The sequence below is a fragment of the Bombilactobacillus sp. ESL1187 genome (assembly GCF_058107155.1).
This window is the reverse complement of record NZ_JBYLTZ010000001.1, coordinates 438,525-462,778: the sequence shown is the minus strand read 5'-3', so window position 1 is coordinate 462,778 and position 24,254 is coordinate 438,525. Positions and strand designations below refer to the sequence as shown.

Sequence of the window (24,254 nt, the reverse complement as noted above, 5' to 3'; positions counted from 1 at the left end):
TGATTAACTTATGAAACAATAGTGGCGCCTAAACTGTTTTTAAAATGGTCTAGGGCCCAAACCTGTCCTTGTGGATTAAAAGTGGCTACGCCATTTTCATGGATCACGAGTTGATAATCCCGGTTATAAGCATCCATAGCTGTGTGTAAAACACAGATATCGGTGCAGACACCAGTTAAATGAAGCGTATCAATTTTCCGCTCCCGTAAAAAATTATCTAAATTAGTATTAGCAAAAGCTGAATAACGATTCTTAGCAAAATTATAAACTAAGGAGTTAGTTTGGTTTTGTTTGTACCAAGTTTGTAATTGTCCATAAAATTCGCGCCCCCAAGTATTCGCTAAATTATGTGGGGGAAATAGTTTCGTTTCAGGATGATATGGATCATTTTTTTGATGGAGATCGGTTGGTAAAATAACCCACTTCTTCTCATCTAGAAATTGATTAGCTAAATCAACAATAGCTGATTCCAATTGCTGAGCTGGTTTGCCCGCAGTTAGCGCGCCTTGATCAGCCACAAAGTCATTTGTATAGTCAATAATTAATAGTGCTTCGTTAGACATTTTGCTTACTTCCTTTCCTCTTGATTTTAGCATAATCAATTTCAAATATAGCTAATAAAATGCAACTAAATCCTTGAAATTAGGCATTCATCAGTGTAATATAGTAAGAGTGCTGATTCAAGGGATAATTATGCTTAAAACTTGGATTGGTGGCTACGGCATTGATGTGAGAGGTTGCGACACGCCCGGACGCTTTGCCACGGCAGGGCTATCGGTAATTTTCACAGAGCCGGTGTCTGAAAGATACAAAAAGGAGGGAAATCCATGGCAAGTCAAAAGATTCGTATTCGTCTTAAAGCTTATGAACATCGGATTATCGATCAATCAGCTGATAAGATTGTTGAAACCGCAAAGAGAACTGGTGCACAAATTTCTGGCCCAATTCCTTTACCAACAGAACGTACAGTATATACGGTTATTCGTTCACCACATAAGTTTAAAGACTCACGTGAACAATTCGAAATGCGCACACACAAGCGCTTAATCGATATTGTTAACCCATCACCGAAGACAGTTGATTCTTTAATGAAGCTTGATCTTCCAAGTGGTGTCTATATCGAAATTAAATTATAATTTTATCTTTAAAAAACAAATCAATTAATGGAGGTGTAATCATGACCAGAAAAGGAATTCTTGGTAAAAAAGTCGGAATGACTCAGCTTTTTACTGATAAAGGCGAATTAATTCCAGTAACAGTTATTCAAGCAACACCGAATGTTGTTATGCAACTTAAGACCAATGAAAATGATGGTTATGAAGCTGTTCAATTAGGCTTAGAAGACCGGCGTGAAATTTTAAGTAACAAACCGCAACAAGGCCATGCTAAAAAAGCCAACACAACTCCCAAGCATTATATCCGTGAATTTCGCGATGTAAATTTGGATGATTACAAAGTTGGCGATGAAGTTAAAGTTGACACATTTGTTAGTGGCGATGTGATTGATGTTACTGGTATTACTAAGGGACATGGTTTCCAAGGAAATATCAAACGTTTTGGTCAATCACGTGGACCAGAAACCCACGGTTCTCGGTATCACCGAATCCCTGGTTCAATGGGTTCAATCATTAATCGCGTCTTTAAGGGTAAGATGTTACCTGGACGGATGGGCGGTAACCAAGTTACAACACAAAATTTGGTAATTGCCAAAGTAGATGTTGAGAATAACTTATTAATGATCAAAGGTAACGTTCCTGGTGCTAATAAATCATTAGTTAAGATTCAATCAACTATTAAGGGAATTAAAGGCCAAAAGAATATTGGTGCTTTGATTTCTGATGAAGAAGCTACTTCTAACGAAGAATAATTGGAAAGGAAAGGAGGAAACTATTAATGGCACAAATTGATGTCTTTAAACAAACAGGCTCTAAAAATGGTTCTACAGATATTAAAGATGAAGTCTTTGGTATTGAACCTAATAATCATGTTTTAGCTGATGCTGTTATTATGCAACAAGCATCATTACGTCAAGGAAATCATGCCGTCAAGAACCGTTCTGCAGTTCGTGGTGGTGGTCGTAAACCTTGGCGTCAAAAAGGAACAGGCCGTGCTCGTCAAGGCTCTATCCGTTCCCCACAATGGCGTGGTGGTGGTGTTGTCTTTGGACCAACACCAAGATCATATGCTTATAAGTTGCCACGTAAAGTTGCACGTTTGGCAATTAAGTCGGCACTTTCACAAAAGGTTGCTGACCAAGAAATGATCGTTGTGGATTCTTTGAACTTTACTAAACCAAGTACCAAAGAATTTAAGAAAACTTTAGATCAATTAAATGCTCAAGGTCGGACATTAGTGATTGTTGAATCTGACAATGAAAATGCGATCTTATCTGCACGTAACATTGATAAAGTTAAAGTAATCAAGGCTGATGGAATTAACGTTTTGGATGTTTTAAATAACAACCAAATTGTTGTGACGCAATCAGCTTTATCAACAATTGAGGAGGCACTTGGATAATGGCAGCACAAGATATCATTTTACGTCCTGTAATTACAGAATCTTCCATGGCTGATATGGACGACAAAAAGTACGTTTTTGATGTTGCAGTTACTGCTAACAAAATTCAAGTACGTCAAGCCATTGAAGAAATCTTTGATGTAAAAGTTGCTCAAGTTAACATTATGAATGTAAAACCCAAGAAGAAACGCGTTGGTCGTTATCTTGGTAAAACTAATCGTCGGCGGAAAGCCATTGTTAAGTTGACTGCTGATTCTAAAGAAATTAAAATTTTTGAAAACAAGTAAAATAGGAGGTAATGAGCATGGGTATTATTAAATACAAACCGACAACTAATGGTCGCCGGAACATGACTGGCTCTGATTTTGCTGAAATCACGAAGACGAAGCCAGAAAAGACTTTATTAGAATCTCAAAGTCATACTGCTGGTCGTAACTCATACGGTCAAATTACCGTTCGTCATCGTGGCGGTGGTCATAAGCAAAAGTACCGTATTATTGACTTTAAACGGACCAAAGATGATGTAACAGCAACTGTTAAGGCTATTGAATACGATCCAAATCGTTCTGCCAACATTGCTTTATTACATTATGATGATGGTGTTAAATCCTATATTTTGGCACCTAAAGGTTTGGAAGTTGGTCAAAAGTTACAATCTGGTGCACAAGCTGATATCAAAGTTGGTAATGCACTACCATTAGCTAACATCCCAGTTGGTACAGTTATTCATAACATTGAATTAAAGCCTGGTAAGGGTGGACAATTAGTTCGTTCTGCAGGAACTTCAGCTCAAGTTTTGGGTCGTGATGGTAAATATACCTTAATTCGTTTAGCTTCTGGTGAAGTGCGGATGATCCTTTCTGCATGTCGGGCAACAATCGGGGCTGTTGGTAATGAACAACACGAATTGATTAATATCGGTAAAGCCGGTCGTAAACGTTGGATGGGTATTCGCCCAACAGTTCGTGGTTCTGTTATGAACCCTAACGATCACCCTCATGGTGGTGGTGAAGGTAAGGCTCCCGTTGGACATCCATCTCCTCTTTCTCCTTGGGGTAAGAAAACTCTTGGTAAGAAGACACGTTCTAAACGTGCACAATCTGAGAAGTTTATTGTACGTCACCGTAAGAATAAGAGAAAATAATTTAGTTTGATCACGATAACGTTAAGGGAGGTTGTCTAATGAGCCGTAGTTTAAAAAAAGGACCATTTGCGGATGCTCACTTGTTAAAAAAAGTTGAAGCTCAAGCAGATCAAGAAAAGAAGTCTGTTATTAAGACTTGGTCACGTCGTTCTACTATTTTTCCTAGTTTTGTAGGATATACAATCGCTGTTTACAATGGAAGAAAGCACGTCCCAGTTTATATTTCTGAAGACATGGTTGGTCATAAGCTTGGTGAATTCGTACCAACACGGACATTCCATGGTCATAGCAAAGATGACAAGAAAACTGGCGCATAGAAAGGAGAGGTTATACGATGGCAGAAGAACAAATTACTACTGCAACGGCAACCGCTAAAACAGTTCGCATCGCTCCAAGAAAAGCGCGCTTGGTTGTAGAGTTGATTAAAGGTAAAAGTGCTGCTGAAGCTTTGGCAATTTTACAATTCACTCCACGTGCAGGTTCACCAATTGTGGCTAAAGTATTAAAATCCGCAATTGCTAATGCTGAACATAACTATGATTTGGATGCTCAAAACTTAGTTGTTAGTGAAGCTTATGTAAATGAAGGACCAACTTTGAAACGATTCCGTCCACGGGCTAAAGGTTCCGCATCTCCAATTAACAAGCGGACTAGCCATATCACGGTTGTTGTTTCTGAAGTCGAATAATCCAATAAGGAGGAAAAAACGTGGGTCAAAAGATTAATCCAATTGGATTCCGTGTTGGTGTTATCCGTGACTGGGATTCAAGATGGTATGCTGATAAAAAAGACTTTTCTAAATACTTGCTTGAAGATTTAAAAATTCGTAAGTTTATTGAAAAGAAGTTAGCTAGTGCTTCAGTTTCACGTATTGAAATTGAACGTGCAGCAAAGAAAATCAATGTTTCCATTCATACTGCAAAACCAGGTATGGTTATTGGTAAAGGTGGATCCGAAGTTGAAAAACTTCGTAAAGAATTAAATGCTTTAACAGGCAAAAATATTCACATTAACATTGTGGAAATCAAAAAGCCTGATTTGGATGCCAAATTAGTTGGTGAAAGTATTGCTCGCCAATTGGAAGCACGTATTGCTTTTCGTCGGGCACAACGCCAAGCTACACAACGGACTCGTCGTGCTGGTGCTAAAGGTATCAAAACTCAAATTTCTGGTCGGTTAAATGGTGCTGATATGTCACGGACAGAATGGCATACAGAAGGAACTGTTCCTTTGCATACTTTACGAGCTGATATTGATTATGCTTGGGTTGAAGCATCAACCACCTATGGTAATTTGGGTGTTAAAACTTGGATTTATCGTGGCGAAATTTTACCAGATAAGCCAAGAACAAATAATCGTACTGATCATAATGGAGCGAAAGGAGGAAACTAATCGATGTTAGTACCTAAGCGTGTAAAACACCGTCGTGAATTTCGTGGTAAAATGCGTGGCGCTGCTAAAGGCGGTCGTGAGGTAACTTTTGGTGAATATGGCTTACAAGCCTTAGAATCACATTGGATTACTAACCGTCAAATTGAAGCAGCCCGTATTGCGATGACTCGTTACATGAAACGTGGCGGTAAAGTTTGGATTAAGATCTTCCCTCATAAATCATACACTGCAAAAGGTGTTGGTGTCCGGATGGGATCTGGTAAAGGTGCACCGGCTGGCTGGGTAGCAGTAGTAAAACGTGAAAAGATCATGTTTGAAATCGGTGGTGTTTCCGAAGAAGTTGCTCGTGAAGCTTTGCGGCTTGCATCTAACAAACTCCCAATTAAAACTAAGTTTGTTAAGCGTGAGGAAGTAGGTGGCGAATCTGATGAAAACTAGTGAAATTAGACAATTAACCACTGCGCAAATGCATGATAAAGAAAAGCAATATAAAGAAGAACTATTTAATTTGCATTTTCAACAAGCAACTGGTCAATTAGAAAACACAGCACGTCTTAAGCAAGTGCGTAAAAATATTGCGCGGATTAAGACAGTGTTACGTCAACAAGAATTAGAAGACAAGTAGGAAGGAGTGGAATTAATTGAGCGAAACAGAAAATTCTCGTAACCATCGTAAAGTTTATCAAGGACGTGTAGTTTCTGATAAAATGGATAAAACAATTACTGTCGTTGTGGAAACTTACAAAACCCACCCAGTCTATGGCAAACGGTTTAGATATTCTAAGAAATTCTATGCCCAAGACGACAATAATGAAGCAAAAGTTGGCGACGTTGTTCGTATCATGGAAACTCGTCCCTTGTCACGGTTGAAACGTTTCCGTTTATTAAACGTTGTAGAAAAAGCTGTTAAAATTTAATTTGATATTGAGATAAGTCCATGAGAGGAGGATCCTAATTTGATTCAACAAGAAACGCGGTTACGTGTTGCTGATAACTCTGGTGCACGTGAATTGCTAACTATTAAAGTGTTAGGCGGCTCTGGTCGCAAAGTTGCCGGTGTTGGTGACGTCATTGTTGCAACTGTTAAACAAGCAACACCAGGTGGCGTTGTCAAAAAAGGTGACGTAGTGAAGGCTGTTATTGTTCGAACAGTATCTAGTTCTCATCGTCCAGACGGTTCTTACATCAGTTTTGATGAAAATGCTGCTGTTATTATTAACGCTGATAAGACCCCTAAGGGAACTCGTATTTTTGGACCAGTTGCACGTGAGTTACGTGATAACAACTTTATGAAGATCGTTTCATTAGCTCCCGAAGTTTTGTAAAATCTGGAATTCATAAGGAGGTGCTTGACCAGTGTTTGTAAAAACCGGCGATAATGTCAAAGTCATTGCGGGAAAAGATAAAGGTAAGACTGGTACAGTCATTAAGGCTTTTCCTAAGACCAATAAGGTAACTGTTAAGGGAATCAATATGGTAAAGAAACATCAAAAACCATCTCAAACAGAACCTAACGGTGGAATCAAAGACGTTGAAGCTCCGCTTGATGCATCAAATGTTAAAGTTGTGACAGCAGCTCAAGAACCTGCTAAAAAGTCCGACAAAAAGAAAGATAAATAATTAAGGAAGGAGGATTTTGTCTAAGATGGAAAATGCTTTGCATAAAAAATATGTTGAAGAAATTACTCCTAGTTTAGTAAAGAAATTTAATTACAGTTCTGTTATGCAAGTCCCAAAGATTGATAAGATTGTCTTAAACATGGGTGTTGGTGACGCTGTTTCTAATTCTAAAAACTTGGATAATGCAGTTGAAGAATTAAGCTTAATTTCTGGACAAAAACCTTTAATTACTAAAGCTAAAAAATCCATTGCTGGTTTTCGTTTACGTGAAGGCATGGCAATTGGAGCTAAAGTTACTTTACGTGGTGAAAGAATGTACGACTTTTTAGATAAGTTGATTAATATTTCATTACCACGTGTGCGTGATTTCCATGGTATCAACGGTCGTTCATTTGACGGTCGTGGAAATTATACCTTAGGAATTAAGGAACAATTAATTTTCCCAGAAATTGACTATGATAAAGTTAGCAAAGTCCGCGGATTAGACGTTGTAATTGTTACAACAGCTCAATCTGATGAAGAAGCTAAAGAGTTATTAACGCAAATTGGAATGCCATTTGCAAAGTAGTAAATTAGGAGGTCAAACTATTGGCTAAGAAGTCACAAATTGTTCGGAATCATCGTCCAGCAAAGTTTTCATCACAAGCTTATACACGTTGCGAACGCTGTGGTCGTCCACATTCTGTATATCGTAAATTTAAGCTCTGCCGTATTTGCCTTCGTGAATTAGCTCATGATGGACAAATTCCAGGTATGCGTAAAGCTAGTTGGTAAAAAAATAAAACTTAGGAGGTCAGCACATGTCTATGACAGATCCAATTGCGGATTACTTAACACGGATTCGTAATGCGAACATGGTTCGTCATGCTTCAGTAGAAGTACCAGCTTCTAATATGAAGAAAAGTATTTCTGAAATTCTTAAACGTGAAGGTTTTATTCGCGATTATGAAGTAATTGATGATCATAAACAAGGTATTATCAAGGTTTACTTGAAATATAGTAAAGATAATGAACGCGTCATTACTGGCTTGAAGAAGATTTCAAAGCCAGGTTTACGTAGCTACGTTAAAGCTGATGCAGTTCCCAAGGTTCTTAATGGTTTAGGTATAGCTATTCTTTCAACATCTGAAGGAGTTATCACAGACAAAGAAGCTCGGGCTAAAGACATCGGCGGCGAAGTTATTGCCTACGTTTGGTAAAATCAATAACAAGGAGGTGCGCTTAGCGTGAGTCGTATTGGAAATAAAGTAATTGATCTTCCAGAAGGCGTAACAGTAGCAATTGATAATGATCAAAATGCTATTACTGTTAAGGGACCTAAGGGTGAATTAACTCGTGATATTAGCCCGAAGATTACAGTTACACAAACAGACAATCAATTAAAGTTTGAACGTCACAATGAAAGTGACAAAGCTATTCACGGAACAACTAGAGCTAATGTGAATAACATGGTACTCGGTGTTACAGACGGATTCCAAAAGAATTTGGAATTGGTTGGTGTTGGTTATCGTGCTCAAAAGAAGGGTAATGACTTAGTTTTAAATGTTGGTTATTCCAACCCCGTTGAAATGACAACACCTGAAGGTTTAACAATCGATGTTCCGTCAAATACTCAAATCAATGTTAGTGGTATAAGTAAACAAAAAGTTGGTCAATTTGCGGCTGAAATTCGTGATGTTCGTCCACCTGAACCATATAAAGGTAAAGGTATTAAATATGCTGATGAACATATTCGTCGTAAAGAAGGTAAGACTGGTAAATAGTTAACCAGTTTATTCTGAATAATTTATGAGGTGAAAATTGTGATTACTAAACCAGATAAAAACAAGACTCGCGCTAAGCGTCATCGTCGAGTTCGTGCTAAAATCTCTGGTACTGCTGAGCGCCCACGCTTAAACGTTTTTCGTTCCAATAAAAACATCTACGCTCAATTAATTGATGACGTAGCGGGTGTAACGCTAGCAAGTGCCTCAACTTTAGACTCTGAAGTAGCAGCAGCTAACAAAACCGAACAAGCAAGTGCTGTTGGTAAATTAATTGCTGAACGTGCTGTCAAAGCTGGTAAGTCAGATGTTGTCTTTGATCGTGGCGGTTACTTATACCAAGGTCGGGTTCAAGCATTGGCTGAAGCCGCACGTGAAAATGGTTTAAAATTTTAGAAAGGAGGAATAAGATTTATGGCTTTTGTTGATCCATCTCAATTAGAATTAGAAGATCGCTTAGTTTCTATCAATCGGATTACTAAAGTTGTTAAGGGTGGTCGTCGTTTACGGTTTGCTGCAATTGTTGTGGTTGGCGATAAGAATGGTCACGTTGGCTTAGGAACAGGTAAAGCTCAAGAAGTTCCAGAAGCTATTCGTAAGGCTGTTGACGATGCACGTAAAAACTTGGTAGAAGTACCAAAAGTTGGAACAACCATTCCTCATGAAATCATCGGTGAATTTGGCGCTGGTCGAGTTCTCTTGAAGCCAGCTGTTGCTGGTTCTGGAATTGCTGCTGGTGGTTCTGTTCGTGCCGTTATGGAATTGGCTGGTATCGATGATATTACTAGTAAGTCACTGGGTCGTAACACACCAATTAATATGATTCGTGCTACGATGGATGCCCTAAAGAAGTTGAAGACTGCGCAAGAAGTTGCTAATTTACGTGGTATTTCAACTGAAGAATTACAAGGTTAGGAGAGCACACAATGGCTAATAAAATTAAAATTACTTTGAAGCGTAGTGTGGCACATCGGATTCCAGAACAACGTAAAGTTGTTAAAGAATTGGGCCTTGGACGCATTAACAGTTCAGTAATCAAGCCTGATAATGCTGCAATGCGCGGAGCAGTTTTAAAGATTGCTCATTTAGTTGAAGTTGAAGAAGCTTAATCATTAAATTTTAAGGAGGTGCCTTAATCGTGAAGTTACATGAAATACAAACGAGTGCAGGTTCACGTCATACACGCAAGCGTGTAGGTCGCGGAACTTCTTCGGGTTTTGGAAAAACTTCCGGACGCGGACAAAAAGGTCAATTAGCACGTAGTGGTGGTAAGACTCGTCTAGGTTTTGAAGGTGGTCAAATGCCTTTATTCCGGCGGATGCCTAAGCGTGGTTTTAATAATATTAATCGTAAAGAATATGCGGTTGTTAATTTAGATCAATTGAACCAATTTCGTGCTGGTAGTGTTGTAGATGCACAAGCTTTGAAAAAAGCTGGAATCATCAAGAAAGAATTAGCTGGCGTTAAATTATTAGCTAATGGTGAATTAACTAAGAAATTAACCATTAAAGTCAATAAAGTATCTAAAGCTGCTAAAGAAGCGGTTGAAGCAGCAGGTGGTTCAATCGAGGTGATTTAATGCTAGGAACACTTAAGAATGCTCTTAAAGTTAAAGAAATTCGTAAAAAGATTTTTTTCACATTGTTTATTTTGGCAGTGTATCGTTTGGGAGCACAAATTACAGTTCCAGGTATTAACGCTGCAGCAATGGAAAAGGTTGGTTCTACCGGATTAATTCCTTTGCTGGATACAGTTAGTGGCGGTGGTTTATCTAACTATTCGATTTTCTCGTTAGGTGTTTCGCCTTATATTACTGCCCAAATTGTAATTCAGCTGTTGCAAATGGATATTGTTCCTAAGTTTGTTGAATGGAGTAAGCAAGGTGAAGTTGGTCGACGTAAATTAAATCAAGTAACTCGTTATTTGACGATTTTCTTAGCCTTTGTACAATCAGTCGGAATAACCGCTGGTTTTAATGCTTTGAGTTCAATGAAGGGTTTGAAGTTAGTTCCTAAACCTGATTGGCAAACCTTTGTAGTTTTAGGGGTTGTCATGACAGGTGGTTCAATGCTTTTAACTTGGATGGGTGAGCAAATTACTGATAAGGGTATTGGTAATGGTGTTTCCATGATTATCTTTGCTGGTATTGTTGCTCGCTTGCCACACGGAACTTATCAATTAGTAAAGGATAAAATTATTAGTTCGACTGGTTCGGATCTTTGGTTGAACATTTTATTCTTAGTTTTGATTTTAGTTGCTGTTTTGTTAGTAACACAGTTTACAACTTATGTTCAACAAGCTAATCGTAAAGTGCCGATTCAATATACTCGGCGAGCAATTAGTGGTGGTTCTGAAAGTTATTTACCATTGAAAGTTAATGTAGCGGGAGTTATCCCAGTTATTTTTGCTAGTTCACTAATTGTTACTCCGTCGACGATTTTGATGGCCTTTCAAAATTCTCATGGCGGTGATACTTGGTATCAAGTCTTACAAAATATTTTTAGCTTACAAACAACAACCGGTTCTATTGTGTATACTGTATTAATTGTTCTATTTACTTTCTTCTACGCCTTTGTTCAGGTTAACCCTGAAAAATTAGCGGAGAACTTGCAAAAGCAAGGAGCTTATATTCCGGGTATTTGGCCAGGAAATGCGACAATTAAATATATTTCTGGTTTATTAATGCGTCTATCAACTGTTGGTTCTGTCTTTTTAGGTTTAATTGCTTTACTACCTCAGTTAGCAACTAATTTGTTTGGCCTACCACAATCGATTGGTTTAGGTGGAACAAGTTTGTTAATTGTTGTTGGGGTAGCGATTGAAGCTAATCGGCAATTAGAAGGATTGTTGATGAAGCGTGAATATGTTGGTTTTATTCGTTAAAAGCTTGGAGGAAGTTTGATGAATTTAATGTTAATGGGTTTACCAGGGGCTGGTAAAGGAACACAAGCTGAAAAAATTGTTGATCAATATCATGTCATTCATATTTCAACTGGTGATATGTTTCGCGAGGCTATGGCTCAAGAAACACCAGTGGGTTTGAAAGCTAAGTCTTATATTGATCAGGGAAATTTAGTTCCTGATAGTGTTACTAATGAAATTGTTAAGGAACGTTTAGCTCAAAGTGATGTCTTTCAAGCTGGTTATATGCTAGACGGTTTTCCAAGAAATTTGGATCAAGCGAAAGCTTTAGATCAGATTGATGATGAATTAAGTTTAAAACTGGATGCCGTGATTGATATTGATGTGCCAACTGATTTGTTGGTTGATCGTTTATCAGGACGCTTTATCTGCCGGGATTGTGGTTCCACTTATCATAAGTTATATAATCCACCGAAAGTTGATGGAACTTGTGACCGTTGTGGTGGTCATGATTTTTATCAGCGTGATGATGATAAGCCTGAAACGGTTAAAAATCGTTTGGATGTTAATATTAAAATGAATACACCGTTAATTGATTATTATCAAAATGCAGGTATCTTGCATAAAGTTAATGGTGCGCAAGAAATTGATCAAGTTTTTGCAGAAATTGATCAAGTTTTAAAACAGATTAATTAATTGGTGGCAATCACTTCATTTATATGGTACACTAAGCGCGTGTATCGTCTAGTGAGTGCCAAGCTCTCACTATTTTTGTGTTTAAAAGAAACGAGGAGGATACTTTTTTGGCTAAAGATGACGTAATCGAAGTTGAAGGAACTATTTCCGATACTTTGCCAAATGCAATGTTCAAAGTTAAGTTGGAAAATGGTGCTACTGTGTTGGCTCATGTTTCTGGTAAAATTCGGATGCATTATATTCGGATTTTACCTGGTGATAAAGTTACGGTTGAACTTTCACCTTATGATTTAACTAAGGGACGTATTACCTATCGTTTCCGGTAAATAGTGTGAGTCAAAGTTGTCCGTCAGTTCAGATGGGAGGATTTAGTTTATGAAAGTTAGACCATCAGTGAAACCAATGTGTGAGCATTGTAAAGTGATTAAGCGGAAGGGTCGCGTCATGATTATTTGTTCTGCTGACCCAAAGCATAAACAAAGACAAGGTTAAAAAGGAGGTTAACAACATATGGCACGTATTGCAGGTATTGACTTACCACGTGATAAACGTATTGTTGTCGCATTAACCTACATCTATGGGATCGGTAATACAACCGCTCAAAAGGTGTTGGCTGCTGCCGGTGTTTCTGAAGATATCAGAACACGTGATTTGACTCCTGAACAAGAGGAAAAAATCCGTGCGCAAGTAGATGGCATTAAAGTTGAAGGTGACTTACGTCGTGAAGTCAGCATGAACATTAAACGTCTACAAGAAATTGGTTCTTATCGTGGTATGCGTCATCGTCGTGGTTTGCCCGTTCGTGGTCAAAACACGAAAAATAATGCTCGGACTCGTAAGGGCAAAAAGATGGCTATTGCTGGCAAGAAAAAATAATAATAAAGGAGGTAATGATTAATGGCAAACAAGAAAGCAAAGACTTCACGTAAGCGTCGTGTAAAGAAAAATATTGAATCTGGTGTAGCACATATCCATTCAACATTTAATAATACGATCGTGATGATTACCGATACTCATGGTAATGCTGTTTCTTGGTCTTCTGCAGGTGCATTAGGATTTAAGGGTAGTCGTAAATCAACACCATTTGCTGCGCAAATGGCTGGTGAAGCTGCTGCTAAAGAATCCATGGAACATGGTATGAAATCAGTTGAAGTAGCTGTTAAAGGTCCTGGTTCTGGTCGTGAAGCTGCGATTCGCTCATTACAGACTACCGGTCTAGAAGTGACTGCAATTCGTGATGTCACACCAGTTCCTCACAACGGTTCACGTCCACCAAAACGCCGTCGTGTTTAGTTTTGACCCAAGCATTAGTGTTAAACTTTTGTTGTTAAACAGTGTTGTGAAAGGGGCAAAACATAAATAATGATTGAATTTGAAAAACCTGTTATCACAAAAATTGATGAAACAGATAATTACGGTAAATATGTAATTGAGCCATTGGAACGCGGTTATGGGACTACATTAGGTAATTCTTTACGGCGAGTTTTATTGGCTTCTTTACCAGGAACAGCAGTTTCTGACATTCAAATTGATGGAGTTTTACATGAATTTTCAACAATTGATGGTGTCTTAGAAGATGTAACTGAGATTGTTTTAAATATCAAAAAATTGTCTTTAAAATTACATTCCGACGAGAAAAAAGTTGAAATTAATGTTGAAGGCCCCAAACAAGTTACGGCTGCTGACATTGAAACGGATGCTGATTTAGAAATTTTGGATCCTGATCAATATATCTGTACCGTAGCTGAAGGTGGACAGTTGCACATGCAATTGTCTGTTAAAACTGGTCGCGGTTATATTCCGGCAGATCAAAATAAAACTGATGAAACACCAATTGGCGTTTTACCTGTGGATTCGATTTTTACCCCTGTTTCTCGGGTTAATTATCAAGTAGAGCATACTCGTGTGGGTAAGCGGAATGATTTTGATAAGTTAACTTTGGATATTTGGACTAATGGTTCAATTGGTCCGCGGGAATCAATTAGCTTAGCTGCTAAAGTTTTGACAGAGCACTTGAGCGTTTTTGTTGAATTAACCGATGAAGCTAAAGACGCTGAGATGATGGTTGAAAAGGAAGAAACTCGTAAAGAGAAGAAACTTGAAATGACCATCGAAGAACTTGATCTTTCAGTTCGTTCATACAATTGTTTGAAGCGGGCGGGGATTAATACTGTCCAAGAATTAACCGATAAATCTGAATCAGATATGATGAAAGTGCGCAATTTAGGGCGTAAGTCTCTAGAAGAAGTTAAAGAGAAGTTGGCCAATTTAGGATTGTCACTGCGTCTAGATGATTAAGATGAAAAGGAGGTAAACAGATGAGTTATCGTAAATTAGGTCGAGCATCAGATAAACGTAAGGCAATGTTACGTGATTTAACAACAGATTTGTTTATTAACGAACATATTGTTACTACTGAAGCACGCGCTAAGGAAGTTAGAAAAACAGCTGAAAAGATGATTACGTTAGCTAAACGTGGCGATTTACATTCTCGGCGTTTGGCAGCTAGTTATTTGCGTAACGAAGTAGCAAGTATTACTGAAGAAGAAGATGCAGTAGTTATTCAATCAACTTTGCAAAAATTATTTAGTGATATTGCTCCACGTTATCAAGATCGTCAAGGCGGCTATACTCGTATTTTAAAGACTGCCCCTCGTCGTGGTGATGCAGCACCCATGGCAATTATTGAATTAGTTTAATTTATAGATTTTTTTAAATAGCTATTTAAATGATCATTCTTTCGATTAGTAGTGAGCGTAATGATGTTGGTGAAAGCTAAGTCTAGCTCTAATGCTTTAGCGCTACTTTTCGGGAATGATTTTTTTGTGGTTTTGATTATATTTAAGAAAGTCTATGGTATGATATTGATTAAAAGCACTATTGAGATGAGGTGACAGCATGGAAAATATTATTCAATTAGACCATGTCACGTACACTTATGAAGAAGCAGTAACACCAGCATTGGATCAGGTTAGTTTACAAGTTAAACCCAAGCAATGGGTCGCTATTATTGGTCGTAATGGTAGTGGTAAAAGTACCTTGGCCCGAATTTTAAATGGATTATTACAACCACAATCAGGACAAGTTAAGGTTGCTGGGCAAGTATTATCCGATGAAACACTTTGGACGATTCGGGAACAGTTGAGGATTATTTTTCAAAATCCAGATCATCAGTTTGTGGGTGCTACCGTTGAAGATGATGTCGCTTTTGGCCTAGAGAATCAGGGTATGCCCCGAGAACAGATGGTCCAACGAGTGGCTTGGGCTTTAGAGCGTGTACAAATGATAGATTATGCGCAAAAGTCGCCACAGTTACTGTCTGGTGGTCAAAAGCAACGAGTTGCAATTGCTGGTATTATTGCATTAAAACCTAAAATTATTGTGATGGATGAGGCCACGAGTATGTTGGATCCGCAAGGTCGTCGCGATATTATTCAATTAATTAAAGCTTTACAACAGGAATTAGGCATGACAGTTTTATCAATTACCCATGATCTAACAGAAATCGTTCAAGCAGATCAGGTAGTGGTTTTAAAAGCGGGGCATGTTTTAAAAACAGGTGCTGTGAAAGATATTTTTCAAAATCCGCGACAACTAACCGATTTTGGTTTGCAACCACCGTTTACGCAAAGCTTGCAATTATTATTACAGGAACAAAAAATTGCAATTGATAATCAATATTTAACAAAGCAGGAATTGGTTGAAAAATTATGGCAATTACATTTGAACAGGTAACACATACTTATCAAGCTGATGGACCATTGGCGTATACTGGCTTAAAGGACGTCAGCTTTGAAATTGCTGATGGCAGTTTTACCTCGATTATTGGTCAGACTGGCAGTGGAAAGTCAACTTTAGTGCAGCATATGAATGCGCTCTTAAAGCCGACCAGTGGCACGGTAACAATTGGTCAGCACAAAATTACTGCAGAGACAAAAAATAAGCATTTAAAGCCGTTGCGTCAGCAAGTAGGGATGGTTTTTCAATTTCCAGAACAGCAGTTATTTGCAGAAACGATCCAAGAAGATATTAGTTTTGGTCCGAAAAACTTTGGTGTAGATGCGAGTGAAGCTAATAACTTAGCTTTAAAAATGTTAGATTTGGTTGGCTTACCACAAAGTTTAGCTGATAAGTCACCCTTTGATTTATCTGGTGGGCAAATGCGGCGGGTGGCCATTGCGGGTGTTTTAGCATCGCAGCCACAAGTATTGATTTTGGATGAACCAACAGCAGGTTTAGATCCCCAAGGACATCAGGAATTAATGCAGTTATTTGCCCAATTGAATCAAACTGGCACTACGATTGTGTTGATTTCTCATCAAATGGAAGATGTGGCATTATACAGTGACCAAGTTTTAGTGATGGACCATGCACAATTGGTTCGTGCTGCTAGTCCACAAGTGATTTTTAATGATCAAGAATTTTTAACTCAGCATCATTTATTACAACCAGAAAGTACGCAATTTGCACAAAAGTTGCTACAAAGGGGCTTTAAATTTGCATCATTGCCGATTACGATGCCAGAGCTAGTCGCACAGTTAGTTCCACAATTGAGAGGAGAGAACGATGGGTAAAATTATTATTGGGCGTTATTTACCTGGCAATTCATTCATTCATCAGTTGGATCCGCGAGCTAAATTTACGGCCACTTTTTTATTTGTTATTATTGTCTTTTTAGCTAATAATTGGTTAACCTACGCCACTTTGTTGGCATTTGTTATTGGGGCGGTTTATTTGTCGCAAATCTCGCTGAGTTTCTTTTTGCGTGGTATTCGCCCGATGTTAATTCTTATTTTATTTACGGTTGCTTTGCAAGTCTTTTTGACACCTGGGGGGCATCCTTTTTGGCACTGGGGCTTTTTATCATTATCAATTTTGAGTTTGACTAATGGAGCATACATTTTTTTTCGCTTTATTTTAATTATTTTCATTTCAACTTTATTAACAATTACCACTACTCCGTTACAAATGTCTGACGCGATTGAATCATTATTAAAACCGTTGCGATATGTTCATTTTCCGGTTGACGAAGTAGCTTTGATGTTGTCAATTGCTTTACAATTTATTCCTTTGTTATCTGATGAAACTACTAAGATTATGAATGCTCAGCGGGCGCGGGGCGTGGACTTTGGCGAAGGAAATATTATTAAACAAATCAAAGCGATTGTTCCGATTTTAATTCCGTTATTTGTTAGTAGTTTTAATATTGCTTATGACTTGTCAGTGGCGATGGAATCACGGGGCTATCAAGGTAGTGCTGGTAGAAGTAAATATCGTCAGTTGCACTGGCAAAAAAAAGATACCATCATGTTAATGACATTTGGATTACTGACAATTTTACTTTTAATTTTACGGAGTTATTAAATGACGACTTATAAAATGACTGTGGCGTATGATGGCACTAAATATCATGGCTTTCAAAAACAGCCACAATTAGCAACAATTCAAGGTACTATTGAACAGGCTTTAGCTAAGATGACGAAGGGTCAATTAGTTGAAATAATTGGTTCGGGACGCACGGATGCAGGAGTGCACGCTTTAGGACAAGTTATTTCGTTTAATTACCCGGGAAATATTCCAGCGGAGCAAATGTTAAAGGCGTTAAATAGTCTCATGCCGCTAGATATCCTCTTTACAAATTCCCAAATTGTCCCGGAAAATTTTAATGCCCGTTTTGATACGGTTAGTAAGATATATGAATATCGGGTGGCTTTGGGGCGTTATACGGATCCTTTTTTACGATTATATACGGGTCATTACCCTTATCCACTGGAAGTTTCACGCTTACAGATAGCGCTACAAGATATTGTTGGTGTTCATGATTTTACTAGCTTTGCTGCCAGTGGTGGCGTTATTAAAAATAAAGTACGCGAAATTTATCAAGCCCAGCTCGATTTAAGTGACTATCCACGACAATTGAAATTTATTTTTCACGGTAATGGTTTTTTGTATAATATGGTGCGCATTATGGTCGCAACACTTTTGGAAATTGGTAACGGTCGGCGTGATGTGCACGATTTTTTGCGATTATATGAAGTCAAAGATCGACAACAGGCCCGGGTAACAGCGCCTGCTAGTGGTTTATTTTTAAAGCAAGTGTTCTATTAAGTTAAAACGTGAGTGTTGAAAACAACAGTGACTTATCATTGACTTCAATAAAATTAACGATTATACTGATAAATGGTATTGTTTACCCCACGATGAGCCCCGGAAACTTATTGAGTGTGTGAACAAACACAGATATTGGAGGAAAACAAATGCGTACAACACCATTAGCTAAACCAAGCGAAGTTGAACGTAAATGGTATCTGATTGATGCAACTGATGTCGTCTTAGGTCGTTTATCATCAGCTGTCGCTACAATTTTACGTGGCAAGAATAAACCAACATTTACCCCGAACGTTGATACTGGTGATAATGTAATTATTATTAACGCCGACAAAGTGAAGTTGACCGGCAAGAAAGCTACTAAGAAGATGTACTATCATCATAGTAATCATCCTGGTGGGTTGAAGACTACTTCTGCAGGTAAAATGTTGGCTGAAAAGCCTGAACGGTTGATTGAAACTTCAGTTCGCGGCATGTTGCCAAAGAATTCCCTTGGTCGTCAACAATTTAAGAAGCTTTATGTCTATGCAGGTTCAGAACATAAACATGCAGCTCAACAACCTGAAGTTTTAGATGTTAATAAGTTGATTTAAGGAGGAGAATAATTTGGCACAAGTATCTTATGCTGGAACTGGACGTCGTAAAGACTCAGTTGCTCGTGTACGCTTGGTCCCTGGTAAGGGTCAAGTAACAATTAATAAACGTGCTGCAGAAGATTACATTCCTTCTGCAAGTTTGATCAAAGATTTAAAACAACCATTGGATATCACTGAAACTGCTGATAGTTATGATGTCTTGGTTAATGTTCATGGAGGCGGTTTTTCTGGTCAAGCTGGTGCAATCCGTCATGGAATTGCGCGGGCTTTATTGGAAGTAGATCCTGATTTTCGGGCACCTTTGAAACGTGCAGGCATGTTAACTCGTGATCCACGAATGAAAGAACGTAAGAAGCCAGGTTTGAAGAAGGCTCGTAAGGCTTCACAATTTTCCAAACGTTAAGATATTTCTACTAACACTTTCGATTACGAAAGTGTTTTTTATTTGTTCAATTAAATATTAGGTAGCTAGTTGCTAGTTTTAATAGCTATTGATTAGTTGAGTTTCAGTGAGCATTAAAAGAACACCTAAAGTAGAATTATGCCAATAAAAAAGAAGTATATTATCATCTTTCCATAAAGAGAAAAGATCAATCTTATTTTACTTAGATAATTAGACACAAAAAGGCCCCCGAAGTTGTGCTAACTTCGGAGGCCACATTATAAATTCAATCATTTATCAGCATGATCAATTTGAAATTGCTGTTGTGTTATAACTTAAACGGTTGCGTTGTAGCAATAGGCTGTTTAGTTTTTAAGTTCATAAAGAACATGGAAATTTGATCCTTAGTGTTATTCACGGAATAAAGCATTGCTGCTTGGGCTTTTTGACCGGCAGCCACTGCTTGTTGAGCGGTATTCAAACGATCTTTCATATCTTGGTTATCACCAATATCGTTATTAGCATTTAAAATTTGATTATCCTGTTTTAATTGCAAATCTTGACTAACAATATCTGCTGGTTTCAAATCTTGTTTAGAATTATTAGTAATTGTGTATTCAATATATAAAGCTGGTTTATTATTAGCGTCAGAAATCAATTTAACGCCGTCAGCCGAATTATTCAGCTCTAATGTAAAATCATCAGTCTCATATTTCATATTGTCATAGGAACCCGGATTTTTCCATTGGCGTTCATTAGCTTCACTATGTTGGACATCTTTGGCTGCAGTATCTTTCTTTAAAGCGGGCGTGACTTTCGTAGTCTTCGGGTGCTTCTTTAACGGTAGTTGCTTAGAAGTTGTCTGTTCACTTTTAGGATGATCAGTGGTTTTCGGTGCTTGTTTAGTCGGATGTAAAAGTAAGAAAACTAGTAAGATTGCAGCTACTACAATAATGAGCACTGCAATAATCCAAAAAATTGGTTGTTTATACCAAGCCTTATTATGTTTGCCATGATTATTGCTATCATTACTTGGTTGGGGATTAGTCGGTGGCATTTGATAATTTGGTGTTTGATTATGCGGATAATCCGGTTTGGGGGGGAGATTAGTGTTTAAAGGAGCTTTTGGTTGTTCAGAAAAATTAGGCGCCACAGGCTCAGGTGCTCTGGGAGCGCTGGGTTGTTGTGGCACGGGATTGTTATTAGTTAAATTGTTGTTTTGATTGGTTTTAAATTGATGTTTCGATCTTTGTTTCGGCATATACATCAGCCTCCTCTACAACATCTTATACAATCTGGCCCTCAAATTAAACTATTCTGATGAAAACTCAACTAAATCTTAAAAAATAAACGTTTGGTAAGGAAAAATTTTTTTCAATTAGGCGCCAATAATCAGAAAAATACAGCAAGCCCCTTGAATTTTTGAACCAAAAATGATATAACATTCTGGTTGCTAAAAGAGTGAGGGTTCTGATGGAGGAATGATTATGTTTGTTTTCAATCGTCAGGTATGTGATTACGAAGTAGTTTGTGTGTTTAATACAGTTAATGGTGAGCGCGTGGTTGCTAAAAGAGTTTGTCATAATGTATCACGGCGGGAAGCTATTCAACGAATGAAAAATTGGGTACAAACGAATTATTCTGACAATCTGGACGTCCACCAACCCATTAAGGTTAATGTGAAAGTTAATCATTAATTACAGTTTTGACAACTGAATTTAGTCATTGGGTACCAACTAGTCTAACTTCTTCAGACCAAATTTCTGATTTTTGAAGTAAAAAGTTTAAAGCAATTTACCGAGAGCGGTATTGAGCAATTAAAATTATGTAGTCAAGATTGAAGCAATAGTTAGCGTCAATCTTTTTTTGTACATTGGAATAAGTTATAGAATTCGGATTGAACATTTTGGTCATTTAACTTAAAATAAAGTTCAAAGGAGTAATATTAAATGACTGAAAAGCATAAGGAAATGTCGACTGTGAAATTTTCGCTAGTAACGCTTTTAAATGCCACAATTACGGGAGCTGAGTTAGTTGGCGGTTTAGTTGCGGGCAGTTTAGGGTTGGTATCTGATGGTTTTCATAATATGGAAGATACTTTGTCAGTCGTTTTGTCATTTATTGCTCATTTAATTGGTAAAAAGGCTAATGATGAACGGCAGACTTTTGGTTATCAGCGCGCTGAAATCTTAGCCGCTTTTGTCAATTCAGCTATTTTAATTGCAATTACAATTTTTTTAGCAGTGGAAGGTCTAAAGCGGCTCTTTCATCCACAAAAAGTTAATGGTCATCTGATGTTAATTGTAGCGGTGATTGGTTTTGTAGCTAATCTGATTTCCGCTCTGATCATGATGCAGGGTTCACAACATAATTTAAATATTAAAGCAACTTTTTTACATATGGCGGCGGATGCCTTGTCATCTTTTGGCGTCATCTTAGCCGCAATCCTGGTGCAACTGTTTAATTGGTATTGGGCGGATCCCGTAATTACGTTAATCACTGCCGTTTGGATTTTAAAAGAATCACTGGAAGTGGTTAAACAAACGGTCGCAATTTTGATGGAAGCTAGTCCGCAAATCGATTTACAAGCAGTTTGTCAACAGATTCAAGCCTTGCCTGAGGTGGTGCGGGTACATCATGTGCATGTTTGGCGCATTGATGAACAATTGATTGCTTTTGATGCACATATTAATGTTCAGGAGGATGAACCGACTTCCCAGTTAGAACAACTCTACCAAAAAATTGCTCAAATTCTCAAAGAGTACGGCATAGAACACGTCACACTACAACCAGAATTTAAGCATGGTTTACAGGAGCAAATAGTCCATCAAAAACAGCATGATTAATAGAATTTGATGCGATTTAAGGGCCAATAACGAACTTTGACAACCCCTAAAATTTGGTCTTTTTTGACGGGGCCAAAACTACGACTATCAGCCGACTTGCGGCGGTTATCGCCCATTACAAAATAATTATCTGCGGGAACATGAGAAATACCAAACAGATTTTTTAATTTAAAATTCTTGGTGAGTAACTTTCCCGGAGCTAATTTGGCTTTGTAAGGATCGAGGTAAGGTTCGTTAATAGCTTGGTGATTGATGTAAGTGGTATCGTTTTTAGAAGTGATTTGATCATGCGGAATGCCAATCACCCGCTTGACAAAAAGTTTGTTCTCAGTGGATCCGGGGGGATCTAATAAGACGATATCACCGCGGTGAATCTGAGCATTGGGTTTAACTAAAACGCGGTCGTTAGCGTAAAAGTTGGGCTGCATGGATTGACCATGTACGGTGCCATTAATCCAAACAACATTAAATAAAAGATAAGAAAATAAAGCGACAGTAATGATAAAGCCGCCTAAAATGATGATAAATAAGTGATTTTTGTGCCAAAATTGTTTCCAATCCCAGTGAAGCTGTATCTTCATACGGAAGCCGCCTTTATTTTTTAATTCCCACCGTGTCAATCTCTTCTGAAAATCTGAAGGGATCATGCTAACATAGAATAGATAGGCTAAGTAAGATAGTGAGATGAAGTTATGTTATTGCATAGTATTAGTGGTGTGTTAATCATTTTAGGAATGATTGTAGTTGGCTATTGGTTGACAGTCAGACAATGGTTTGATGAAAATTTTAGTCAGATTGTTTCTAAATTAGTAACGCAGATAGCCTTACCGTGTTACATGATTAATACTATCACGTCTAAGTTTTCTAGAGGAGAACTTTTTCGGATTTTTCCTGATTTAAAATTTCCAATTTTATCAATGATGTTATTATTCATAATTTCCTGGGTGATGCAGTCTGTTTTACGGATTGATTCCAAACATCGAGGTTTGTTTAAATCTATGTTTTCCAATTCGAATACGGTCTTTGTGGGTTTACCAGTGAACATGGCGCTGTTTGGTAAAGCCAGTTTGCCATATGTTTTAATTTATTACATGGCTAATACGACGTTTTTTTGGACGTTAGGCGTGTATCTGATTCGCTTGGATGGTTCGAATAATGAAAAACTAAAATGGTCAGAGATGCTCAAAAAGATTTTTTCGCCACCATTACTTGGTTTTTTAATTGGCGTGATTTTGGTTTTATGTCATATTTCAGTGCCTACTTTTTTGAATTCAGATTTTAAATATATTGGTAATTTAACTATTCCGCTCTCTATGTTTTTTATTGGGATGAAATTAGCCCAAGTGGGCTTAAAGAATATTCGCTTAAGTAAAGATATGTTGGGTATTTTTTTAGGACGGTTTATCTTAGCACCAGCCTTAATGTTTATCTTAGTTAAGTCGGCATCCGTCCCAGTTTTAATGAAACAAGTTTTTGTTTTACAAGCAGCGATGCCAGTGATGACGAATGCCCCGGTAGTAGCGAAGTTGTACGGTGCGGATTCCGATTATGCAGCTGTGATGGTTACTGCGACTACGATTTTTAGTTTGGTGATGGTGCCCATTTTAATGAATGTAGTGACAATTAGTTTTTGATAGAGGAAGATTAATGGTTAAGTTGATTTTAGTGCGGCACGGACAAAGCGTGGCTAATGAACATAATGAGTATACAGGTTGGTCAGATGTGAATTTGACCGCAAAGGGAAGGCAGCAAGCACAACATGCTGGTCAATTATTAAAGCAACATCAATTGACTTTTGCCCAAGTACACACTTCAGTCTTAAAACGAGCGATTTTGACAGCTTATCTAATTCAGGAGCAGTGTGCAGCATTAGCGACCCCGATTAATAAATCTTGGCGCTTAAATGAACGTCATTATGGCGCGCTACGCGGGTTGAATAAAGATTTTACCCGGCAAAAGTTTGGTGCGCAACAGGTAGCCTTATGGCGGCGGAGCTTTGATAGTGTGCCGCCGTTGTTACCAGCGGTAGATACTAGTCAGCGTGTGTATCAAGGGTGGCCGCAAGACATTTTGCCGCGCGCGGAAAGCTTAAAAATGGCCCTAGAACGGACGGTACCATATTTTCAAGAGGTGATTGGTCCTAAATTAAAAGCGGGGCATAATCAATTGATTGTTGCGCATGGCAGTACATTACGAGCATTAATCAAATATTTGGAACAGATTTCTGACCAGGCAATTGATGGCGTCGAAGTGGGAAATTGTGAACCTATTGTTTACCAATTAGACGCTCAATTACAGATTATAAGTAAAGTAGTTTTAACAAAGTAA

The 24,254-nt window shown here is 38.1% G+C and carries 42 protein-coding genes; 39 read left to right on the top strand and 3 right to left on the bottom strand.

Annotation, left to right across the window (positions count from 1 at the left end; genetic code table 11):
- Window positions 1-8 precede the first annotated feature (8 nt).
- Window positions 9-563, bottom strand: a complete 555-nt coding sequence (locus tag AC3B5B_RS02470; protein ID WP_489769203.1) for a cysteine hydrolase family protein — start codon at window positions 561-563, stop codon at window positions 9-11.
- 264 nt (window positions 564-827) lie between these two features.
- Between AC3B5B_RS02470 and rpsJ the strand changes: the two genes are divergently transcribed.
- From rpsJ to rpsI, 35 genes are all read left to right on the top strand, one after another.
- Window positions 828-1,136: a 30S ribosomal protein S10 gene (gene rpsJ, locus AC3B5B_RS02465; RefSeq protein WP_489757142.1), complete on the top strand. Its 309-nt coding sequence runs from the start codon at window positions 828-830 to the stop codon at window positions 1,134-1,136.
- 41 nt (window positions 1,137-1,177) lie between these two features.
- Window positions 1,178-1,867, top strand: a complete 690-nt coding sequence (gene rplC, locus AC3B5B_RS02460; RefSeq protein ID WP_489757143.1) for a 50S ribosomal protein L3 — start codon at window positions 1,178-1,180, stop codon at window positions 1,865-1,867.
- A gap of 26 nt (window positions 1,868-1,893) precedes the next feature.
- Complete coding sequence (rplD, locus tag AC3B5B_RS02455; RefSeq protein ID WP_489757144.1) at window positions 1,894-2,517, top strand: 50S ribosomal protein L4; 624 nt, start codon at window positions 1,894-1,896, stop codon at window positions 2,515-2,517.
- Complete coding sequence (rplW, locus tag AC3B5B_RS02450; RefSeq protein ID WP_489757145.1) at window positions 2,517-2,804, top strand: 50S ribosomal protein L23; 288 nt, start codon at window positions 2,517-2,519, stop codon at window positions 2,802-2,804. The genes rplD and rplW overlap by 1 nt, the downstream gene beginning before the upstream one ends.
- A 17-nt stretch (window positions 2,805-2,821) precedes the next feature.
- Window positions 2,822-3,661, top strand: a complete 840-nt coding sequence (gene rplB / locus AC3B5B_RS02445) for a 50S ribosomal protein L2 (RefSeq protein ID WP_489757146.1) — start codon at window positions 2,822-2,824, stop codon at window positions 3,659-3,661.
- A gap of 38 nt (window positions 3,662-3,699) precedes the next feature.
- Window positions 3,700-3,978, top strand: a complete 279-nt coding sequence (gene rpsS, locus AC3B5B_RS02440) for a 30S ribosomal protein S19 (RefSeq protein WP_489755271.1) — start codon at window positions 3,700-3,702, stop codon at window positions 3,976-3,978.
- Window positions 3,979-3,995: 17 nt separating this feature from the next.
- Window positions 3,996-4,349 carry a 50S ribosomal protein L22 gene (rplV, locus tag AC3B5B_RS02435; RefSeq protein WP_489757147.1) on the top strand — a complete coding sequence of 118 codons (354 nt, stop codon included), beginning with the start codon at window positions 3,996-3,998 and terminating at the stop codon, window positions 4,347-4,349.
- Between the two features lie 20 nt (window positions 4,350-4,369).
- Entirely contained in the window at window positions 4,370-5,053 is a 684-nt protein-coding gene (rpsC, locus tag AC3B5B_RS02430) for a 30S ribosomal protein S3 (protein WP_489757148.1), read from the top strand.
- A 3-nt stretch (window positions 5,054-5,056) separates the two neighbouring features.
- Window positions 5,057-5,491, top strand: a complete 435-nt coding sequence (gene rplP / locus AC3B5B_RS02425; RefSeq protein WP_489757149.1) for a 50S ribosomal protein L16 — start codon at window positions 5,057-5,059, stop codon at window positions 5,489-5,491.
- Window positions 5,481-5,678: a 50S ribosomal protein L29 gene (gene rpmC, locus AC3B5B_RS02420; RefSeq protein WP_249514631.1), complete on the top strand. Its 198-nt coding sequence runs from the start codon at window positions 5,481-5,483 to the stop codon at window positions 5,676-5,678. Before rplP ends, rpmC begins: the two co-directional genes overlap by 11 nt.
- Before the next feature lie 16 nt (window positions 5,679-5,694).
- Window positions 5,695-5,970, top strand: a complete 276-nt coding sequence (rpsQ, locus tag AC3B5B_RS02415; protein ID WP_489757150.1) for a 30S ribosomal protein S17 — start codon at window positions 5,695-5,697, stop codon at window positions 5,968-5,970.
- A gap of 39 nt (window positions 5,971-6,009) precedes the next feature.
- Entirely contained in the window at window positions 6,010-6,378 is a 369-nt protein-coding gene (gene rplN / locus AC3B5B_RS02410) for a 50S ribosomal protein L14 (RefSeq protein WP_489755276.1), read from the top strand.
- 31 nt (window positions 6,379-6,409) lie between these two features.
- On the top strand, window positions 6,410-6,673 hold the full coding sequence (rplX, locus tag AC3B5B_RS02405; protein ID WP_489757151.1) for a 50S ribosomal protein L24: 264 nt from the start codon (window positions 6,410-6,412) through the stop codon (window positions 6,671-6,673).
- A gap of 25 nt (window positions 6,674-6,698) precedes the next feature.
- Entirely contained in the window at window positions 6,699-7,241 is a 543-nt protein-coding gene (gene rplE, locus AC3B5B_RS02400; protein WP_489757705.1) for a 50S ribosomal protein L5, read from the top strand.
- A gap of 20 nt (window positions 7,242-7,261) precedes the next feature.
- Window positions 7,262-7,447 carry a type Z 30S ribosomal protein S14 gene (locus AC3B5B_RS02395; protein ID WP_489755279.1) on the top strand — a complete coding sequence of 62 codons (186 nt, stop codon included), beginning with the start codon at window positions 7,262-7,264 and terminating at the stop codon, window positions 7,445-7,447.
- 26 nt (window positions 7,448-7,473) lie between these two features.
- Window positions 7,474-7,872, top strand: coding sequence for a 30S ribosomal protein S8 (gene rpsH, locus AC3B5B_RS02390; RefSeq protein WP_489755280.1), 399 nt, complete (start codon window positions 7,474-7,476; stop codon window positions 7,870-7,872).
- 27 nt (window positions 7,873-7,899) lie between these two features.
- Entirely contained in the window at window positions 7,900-8,436 is a 537-nt protein-coding gene (gene rplF, locus AC3B5B_RS02385; protein ID WP_489757152.1) for a 50S ribosomal protein L6, read from the top strand.
- 30 nt (window positions 8,437-8,466) lie between these two features.
- Window positions 8,467-8,832: a 50S ribosomal protein L18 gene (gene rplR, locus AC3B5B_RS02380; RefSeq protein WP_489757153.1), complete on the top strand. Its 366-nt coding sequence runs from the start codon at window positions 8,467-8,469 to the stop codon at window positions 8,830-8,832.
- Between the two features lie 18 nt (window positions 8,833-8,850).
- Window positions 8,851-9,351: a 30S ribosomal protein S5 gene (gene rpsE / locus AC3B5B_RS02375; RefSeq protein ID WP_489757154.1), complete on the top strand. Its 501-nt coding sequence runs from the start codon at window positions 8,851-8,853 to the stop codon at window positions 9,349-9,351.
- An 11-nt stretch (window positions 9,352-9,362) separates the two neighbouring features.
- Window positions 9,363-9,545: a 50S ribosomal protein L30 gene (gene rpmD, locus AC3B5B_RS02370; protein WP_489757155.1), complete on the top strand. Its 183-nt coding sequence runs from the start codon at window positions 9,363-9,365 to the stop codon at window positions 9,543-9,545.
- A gap of 29 nt (window positions 9,546-9,574) precedes the next feature.
- The gene (gene rplO, locus AC3B5B_RS02365; RefSeq protein ID WP_489757156.1) at window positions 9,575-10,015 is read left to right on the top strand and encodes a 50S ribosomal protein L15; all 441 of its coding nucleotides are present in this window, start codon (window positions 9,575-9,577) and stop codon (window positions 10,013-10,015) included.
- A complete protein-coding gene (gene secY, locus AC3B5B_RS02360; protein ID WP_489757157.1) occupies window positions 10,015-11,319 on the top strand; it encodes a preprotein translocase subunit SecY in 1,305 nt (434 codons plus the stop codon). The genes rplO and secY overlap by 1 nt, the downstream gene beginning before the upstream one ends.
- Window positions 11,320-11,337: 18 nt before the next feature.
- Window positions 11,338-11,994: an adenylate kinase gene (locus tag AC3B5B_RS02355; RefSeq protein ID WP_489757158.1), complete on the top strand. Its 657-nt coding sequence runs from the start codon at window positions 11,338-11,340 to the stop codon at window positions 11,992-11,994.
- A 107-nt stretch (window positions 11,995-12,101) separates the two neighbouring features.
- A complete protein-coding gene (gene infA / locus AC3B5B_RS02350) occupies window positions 12,102-12,320 on the top strand; it encodes a translation initiation factor IF-1 (protein WP_489757159.1) in 219 nt (72 codons plus the stop codon).
- A gap of 49 nt (window positions 12,321-12,369) precedes the next feature.
- Window positions 12,370-12,486 (top strand): 50S ribosomal protein L36, encoded by a 117-nt coding sequence (gene rpmJ / locus AC3B5B_RS02345; protein WP_045922249.1) that lies wholly within the window; start codon window positions 12,370-12,372, stop codon window positions 12,484-12,486.
- Between the two features lie 18 nt (window positions 12,487-12,504).
- Window positions 12,505-12,870, top strand: a complete 366-nt coding sequence (rpsM, locus tag AC3B5B_RS02340) for a 30S ribosomal protein S13 (protein WP_489757160.1) — start codon at window positions 12,505-12,507, stop codon at window positions 12,868-12,870.
- 21 nt (window positions 12,871-12,891) lie between these two features.
- The gene (rpsK, locus tag AC3B5B_RS02335; RefSeq protein ID WP_489755290.1) at window positions 12,892-13,287 is read left to right on the top strand and encodes a 30S ribosomal protein S11; all 396 of its coding nucleotides are present in this window, start codon (window positions 12,892-12,894) and stop codon (window positions 13,285-13,287) included.
- A gap of 69 nt (window positions 13,288-13,356) precedes the next feature.
- Window positions 13,357-14,292, top strand: a complete 936-nt coding sequence (locus AC3B5B_RS02330) for a DNA-directed RNA polymerase subunit alpha (RefSeq protein WP_489757161.1) — start codon at window positions 13,357-13,359, stop codon at window positions 14,290-14,292.
- Between the two features lie 20 nt (window positions 14,293-14,312).
- Window positions 14,313-14,693: a 50S ribosomal protein L17 gene (rplQ, locus tag AC3B5B_RS02325; protein ID WP_489769202.1), complete on the top strand. Its 381-nt coding sequence runs from the start codon at window positions 14,313-14,315 to the stop codon at window positions 14,691-14,693.
- 199 nt (window positions 14,694-14,892) lie between these two features.
- The gene (locus tag AC3B5B_RS02320) at window positions 14,893-15,729 is read left to right on the top strand and encodes an energy-coupling factor ABC transporter ATP-binding protein (RefSeq protein WP_489769201.1); all 837 of its coding nucleotides are present in this window, start codon (window positions 14,893-14,895) and stop codon (window positions 15,727-15,729) included.
- Entirely contained in the window at window positions 15,705-16,568 is an 864-nt protein-coding gene (locus AC3B5B_RS02315) for an energy-coupling factor transporter ATPase (protein WP_489757164.1), read from the top strand. Before AC3B5B_RS02320 ends, AC3B5B_RS02315 begins: the two co-directional genes overlap by 25 nt.
- Complete coding sequence (locus AC3B5B_RS02310) at window positions 16,561-17,358, top strand: energy-coupling factor transporter transmembrane component T family protein (RefSeq protein WP_489769200.1); 798 nt, start codon at window positions 16,561-16,563, stop codon at window positions 17,356-17,358. The genes AC3B5B_RS02315 and AC3B5B_RS02310 overlap by 8 nt, the downstream gene beginning before the upstream one ends.
- A complete protein-coding gene (gene truA, locus AC3B5B_RS02305) occupies window positions 17,359-18,102 on the top strand; it encodes a tRNA pseudouridine(38-40) synthase TruA (protein ID WP_489769199.1) in 744 nt (247 codons plus the stop codon).
- A 149-nt stretch (window positions 18,103-18,251) separates the two neighbouring features.
- Complete coding sequence (rplM, locus tag AC3B5B_RS02300; RefSeq protein ID WP_489757167.1) at window positions 18,252-18,695, top strand: 50S ribosomal protein L13; 444 nt, start codon at window positions 18,252-18,254, stop codon at window positions 18,693-18,695.
- A gap of 13 nt (window positions 18,696-18,708) precedes the next feature.
- Window positions 18,709-19,101 carry a 30S ribosomal protein S9 gene (rpsI, locus tag AC3B5B_RS02295; protein WP_489757168.1) on the top strand — a complete coding sequence of 131 codons (393 nt, stop codon included), beginning with the start codon at window positions 18,709-18,711 and terminating at the stop codon, window positions 19,099-19,101.
- Window positions 19,102-19,408: 307 nt separating this feature from the next.
- On the opposite strand, the gene AC3B5B_RS02290 is transcribed toward rpsI, so the two are convergent.
- Window positions 19,409-20,341 (bottom strand): DUF5067 domain-containing protein, encoded by a 933-nt coding sequence (locus AC3B5B_RS02290; RefSeq protein ID WP_489769198.1) that lies wholly within the window; start codon window positions 20,339-20,341, stop codon window positions 19,409-19,411.
- Between the two features lie 226 nt (window positions 20,342-20,567).
- Here AC3B5B_RS02290 and AC3B5B_RS02285 point away from each other — a divergent pair, with 226 nt between their 5' ends.
- Both AC3B5B_RS02285 and AC3B5B_RS02280 read left to right on the top strand, forming a co-directional pair.
- The gene (locus tag AC3B5B_RS02285) at window positions 20,568-20,777 is read left to right on the top strand and encodes a hypothetical protein (RefSeq protein ID WP_489757170.1); all 210 of its coding nucleotides are present in this window, start codon (window positions 20,568-20,570) and stop codon (window positions 20,775-20,777) included.
- A gap of 252 nt (window positions 20,778-21,029) precedes the next feature.
- Window positions 21,030-21,926: a cation diffusion facilitator family transporter gene (locus AC3B5B_RS02280; RefSeq protein ID WP_489769197.1), complete on the top strand. Its 897-nt coding sequence runs from the start codon at window positions 21,030-21,032 to the stop codon at window positions 21,924-21,926.
- Here AC3B5B_RS02280 and lepB read toward each other — a convergent pair.
- Window positions 21,923-22,507 carry a signal peptidase I gene (gene lepB / locus AC3B5B_RS02275; protein WP_489757172.1) on the bottom strand — a complete coding sequence of 195 codons (585 nt, stop codon included), beginning with the start codon at window positions 22,505-22,507 and terminating at the stop codon, window positions 21,923-21,925. The genes AC3B5B_RS02280 and lepB overlap by 4 nt on opposite strands.
- Window positions 22,508-22,618: 111 nt before the next feature.
- Here lepB and AC3B5B_RS02270 point away from each other — a divergent pair, with 111 nt between their 5' ends.
- A complete protein-coding gene (locus AC3B5B_RS02270) occupies window positions 22,619-23,560 on the top strand; it encodes an AEC family transporter (protein ID WP_489769196.1) in 942 nt (313 codons plus the stop codon).
- A gap of 13 nt (window positions 23,561-23,573) precedes the next feature.
- The gene (locus tag AC3B5B_RS02265) at window positions 23,574-24,254 is read left to right on the top strand and encodes a 2,3-bisphosphoglycerate-dependent phosphoglycerate mutase (RefSeq protein ID WP_489769195.1); all 681 of its coding nucleotides are present in this window, start codon (window positions 23,574-23,576) and stop codon (window positions 24,252-24,254) included.

Coding starts and splice junctions, on each gene's coding strand:
- AC3B5B_RS02355 (WP_489757158.1), top strand. CDS start 11,338: ATGAATTTAATGTTAATGGGTTTACCAGGGGCTGGTAAAGGAACACAA.
- rplE (WP_489757705.1), top strand. CDS start 6,699: ATGGAAAATGCTTTGCATAAAAAATATGTTGAAGAAATTACTCCTAGT.
- rpsS (WP_489755271.1), top strand. CDS start 3,700: ATGAGCCGTAGTTTAAAAAAAGGACCATTTGCGGATGCTCACTTGTTA.
- rpsK (WP_489755290.1), top strand. CDS start 12,892: ATGGCAAACAAGAAAGCAAAGACTTCACGTAAGCGTCGTGTAAAGAAA.
- rplD (WP_489757144.1), top strand. CDS start 1,894: ATGGCACAAATTGATGTCTTTAAACAAACAGGCTCTAAAAATGGTTCT.
- rplW (WP_489757145.1), top strand. CDS start 2,517: ATGGCAGCACAAGATATCATTTTACGTCCTGTAATTACAGAATCTTCC.
- rpsM (WP_489757160.1), top strand. CDS start 12,505: ATGGCACGTATTGCAGGTATTGACTTACCACGTGATAAACGTATTGTT.
- rpsH (WP_489755280.1), top strand. CDS start 7,474: ATGTCTATGACAGATCCAATTGCGGATTACTTAACACGGATTCGTAAT.
- rplC (WP_489757143.1), top strand. CDS start 1,178: ATGACCAGAAAAGGAATTCTTGGTAAAAAAGTCGGAATGACTCAGCTT.
- AC3B5B_RS02280 (WP_489769197.1), top strand. CDS start 21,030: ATGACTGAAAAGCATAAGGAAATGTCGACTGTGAAATTTTCGCTAGTA.
- AC3B5B_RS02310 (WP_489769200.1), top strand. CDS start 16,561: ATGGGTAAAATTATTATTGGGCGTTATTTACCTGGCAATTCATTCATT.
- rpsE (WP_489757154.1), top strand. CDS start 8,851: ATGGCTTTTGTTGATCCATCTCAATTAGAATTAGAAGATCGCTTAGTT.
- AC3B5B_RS02270 (WP_489769196.1), top strand. CDS start 22,619: ATGTTATTGCATAGTATTAGTGGTGTGTTAATCATTTTAGGAATGATT.
- rpmJ (WP_045922249.1), top strand. CDS start 12,370: ATGAAAGTTAGACCATCAGTGAAACCAATGTGTGAGCATTGTAAAGTG.
- AC3B5B_RS02265 (WP_489769195.1), top strand. CDS start 23,574: ATGGTTAAGTTGATTTTAGTGCGGCACGGACAAAGCGTGGCTAATGAA.
- AC3B5B_RS02330 (WP_489757161.1), top strand. CDS start 13,357: ATGATTGAATTTGAAAAACCTGTTATCACAAAAATTGATGAAACAGAT.
- rpsJ (WP_489757142.1), top strand. CDS start 828: ATGGCAAGTCAAAAGATTCGTATTCGTCTTAAAGCTTATGAACATCGG.
- secY (WP_489757157.1), top strand. CDS start 10,015: ATGCTAGGAACACTTAAGAATGCTCTTAAAGTTAAAGAAATTCGTAAA.
- AC3B5B_RS02470 (WP_489769203.1), bottom strand. CDS start 563: ATGTCTAACGAAGCACTATTAATTATTGACTATACAAATGACTTTGTG.
- lepB (WP_489757172.1), bottom strand. CDS start 22,507: ATGAAGATACAGCTTCACTGGGATTGGAAACAATTTTGGCACAAAAAT.
- rpmD (WP_489757155.1), top strand. CDS start 9,363: ATGGCTAATAAAATTAAAATTACTTTGAAGCGTAGTGTGGCACATCGG.
- AC3B5B_RS02290 (WP_489769198.1), bottom strand. CDS start 20,341: ATGCCGAAACAAAGATCGAAACATCAATTTAAAACCAATCAAAACAAC.
- AC3B5B_RS02285 (WP_489757170.1), top strand. CDS start 20,568: ATGTTTGTTTTCAATCGTCAGGTATGTGATTACGAAGTAGTTTGTGTG.
- rplB (WP_489757146.1), top strand. CDS start 2,822: ATGGGTATTATTAAATACAAACCGACAACTAATGGTCGCCGGAACATG.
- rpmC (WP_249514631.1), top strand. CDS start 5,481: ATGAAAACTAGTGAAATTAGACAATTAACCACTGCGCAAATGCATGAT.
- AC3B5B_RS02315 (WP_489757164.1), top strand. CDS start 15,705: ATGGCAATTACATTTGAACAGGTAACACATACTTATCAAGCTGATGGA.
- truA (WP_489769199.1), top strand. CDS start 17,359: ATGACGACTTATAAAATGACTGTGGCGTATGATGGCACTAAATATCAT.
- AC3B5B_RS02320 (WP_489769201.1), top strand. CDS start 14,893: ATGGAAAATATTATTCAATTAGACCATGTCACGTACACTTATGAAGAA.
- rplM (WP_489757167.1), top strand. CDS start 18,252: ATGCGTACAACACCATTAGCTAAACCAAGCGAAGTTGAACGTAAATGG.
- rplV (WP_489757147.1), top strand. CDS start 3,996: ATGGCAGAAGAACAAATTACTACTGCAACGGCAACCGCTAAAACAGTT.
- rplQ (WP_489769202.1), top strand. CDS start 14,313: ATGAGTTATCGTAAATTAGGTCGAGCATCAGATAAACGTAAGGCAATG.
- rplP (WP_489757149.1), top strand. CDS start 5,057: ATGTTAGTACCTAAGCGTGTAAAACACCGTCGTGAATTTCGTGGTAAA.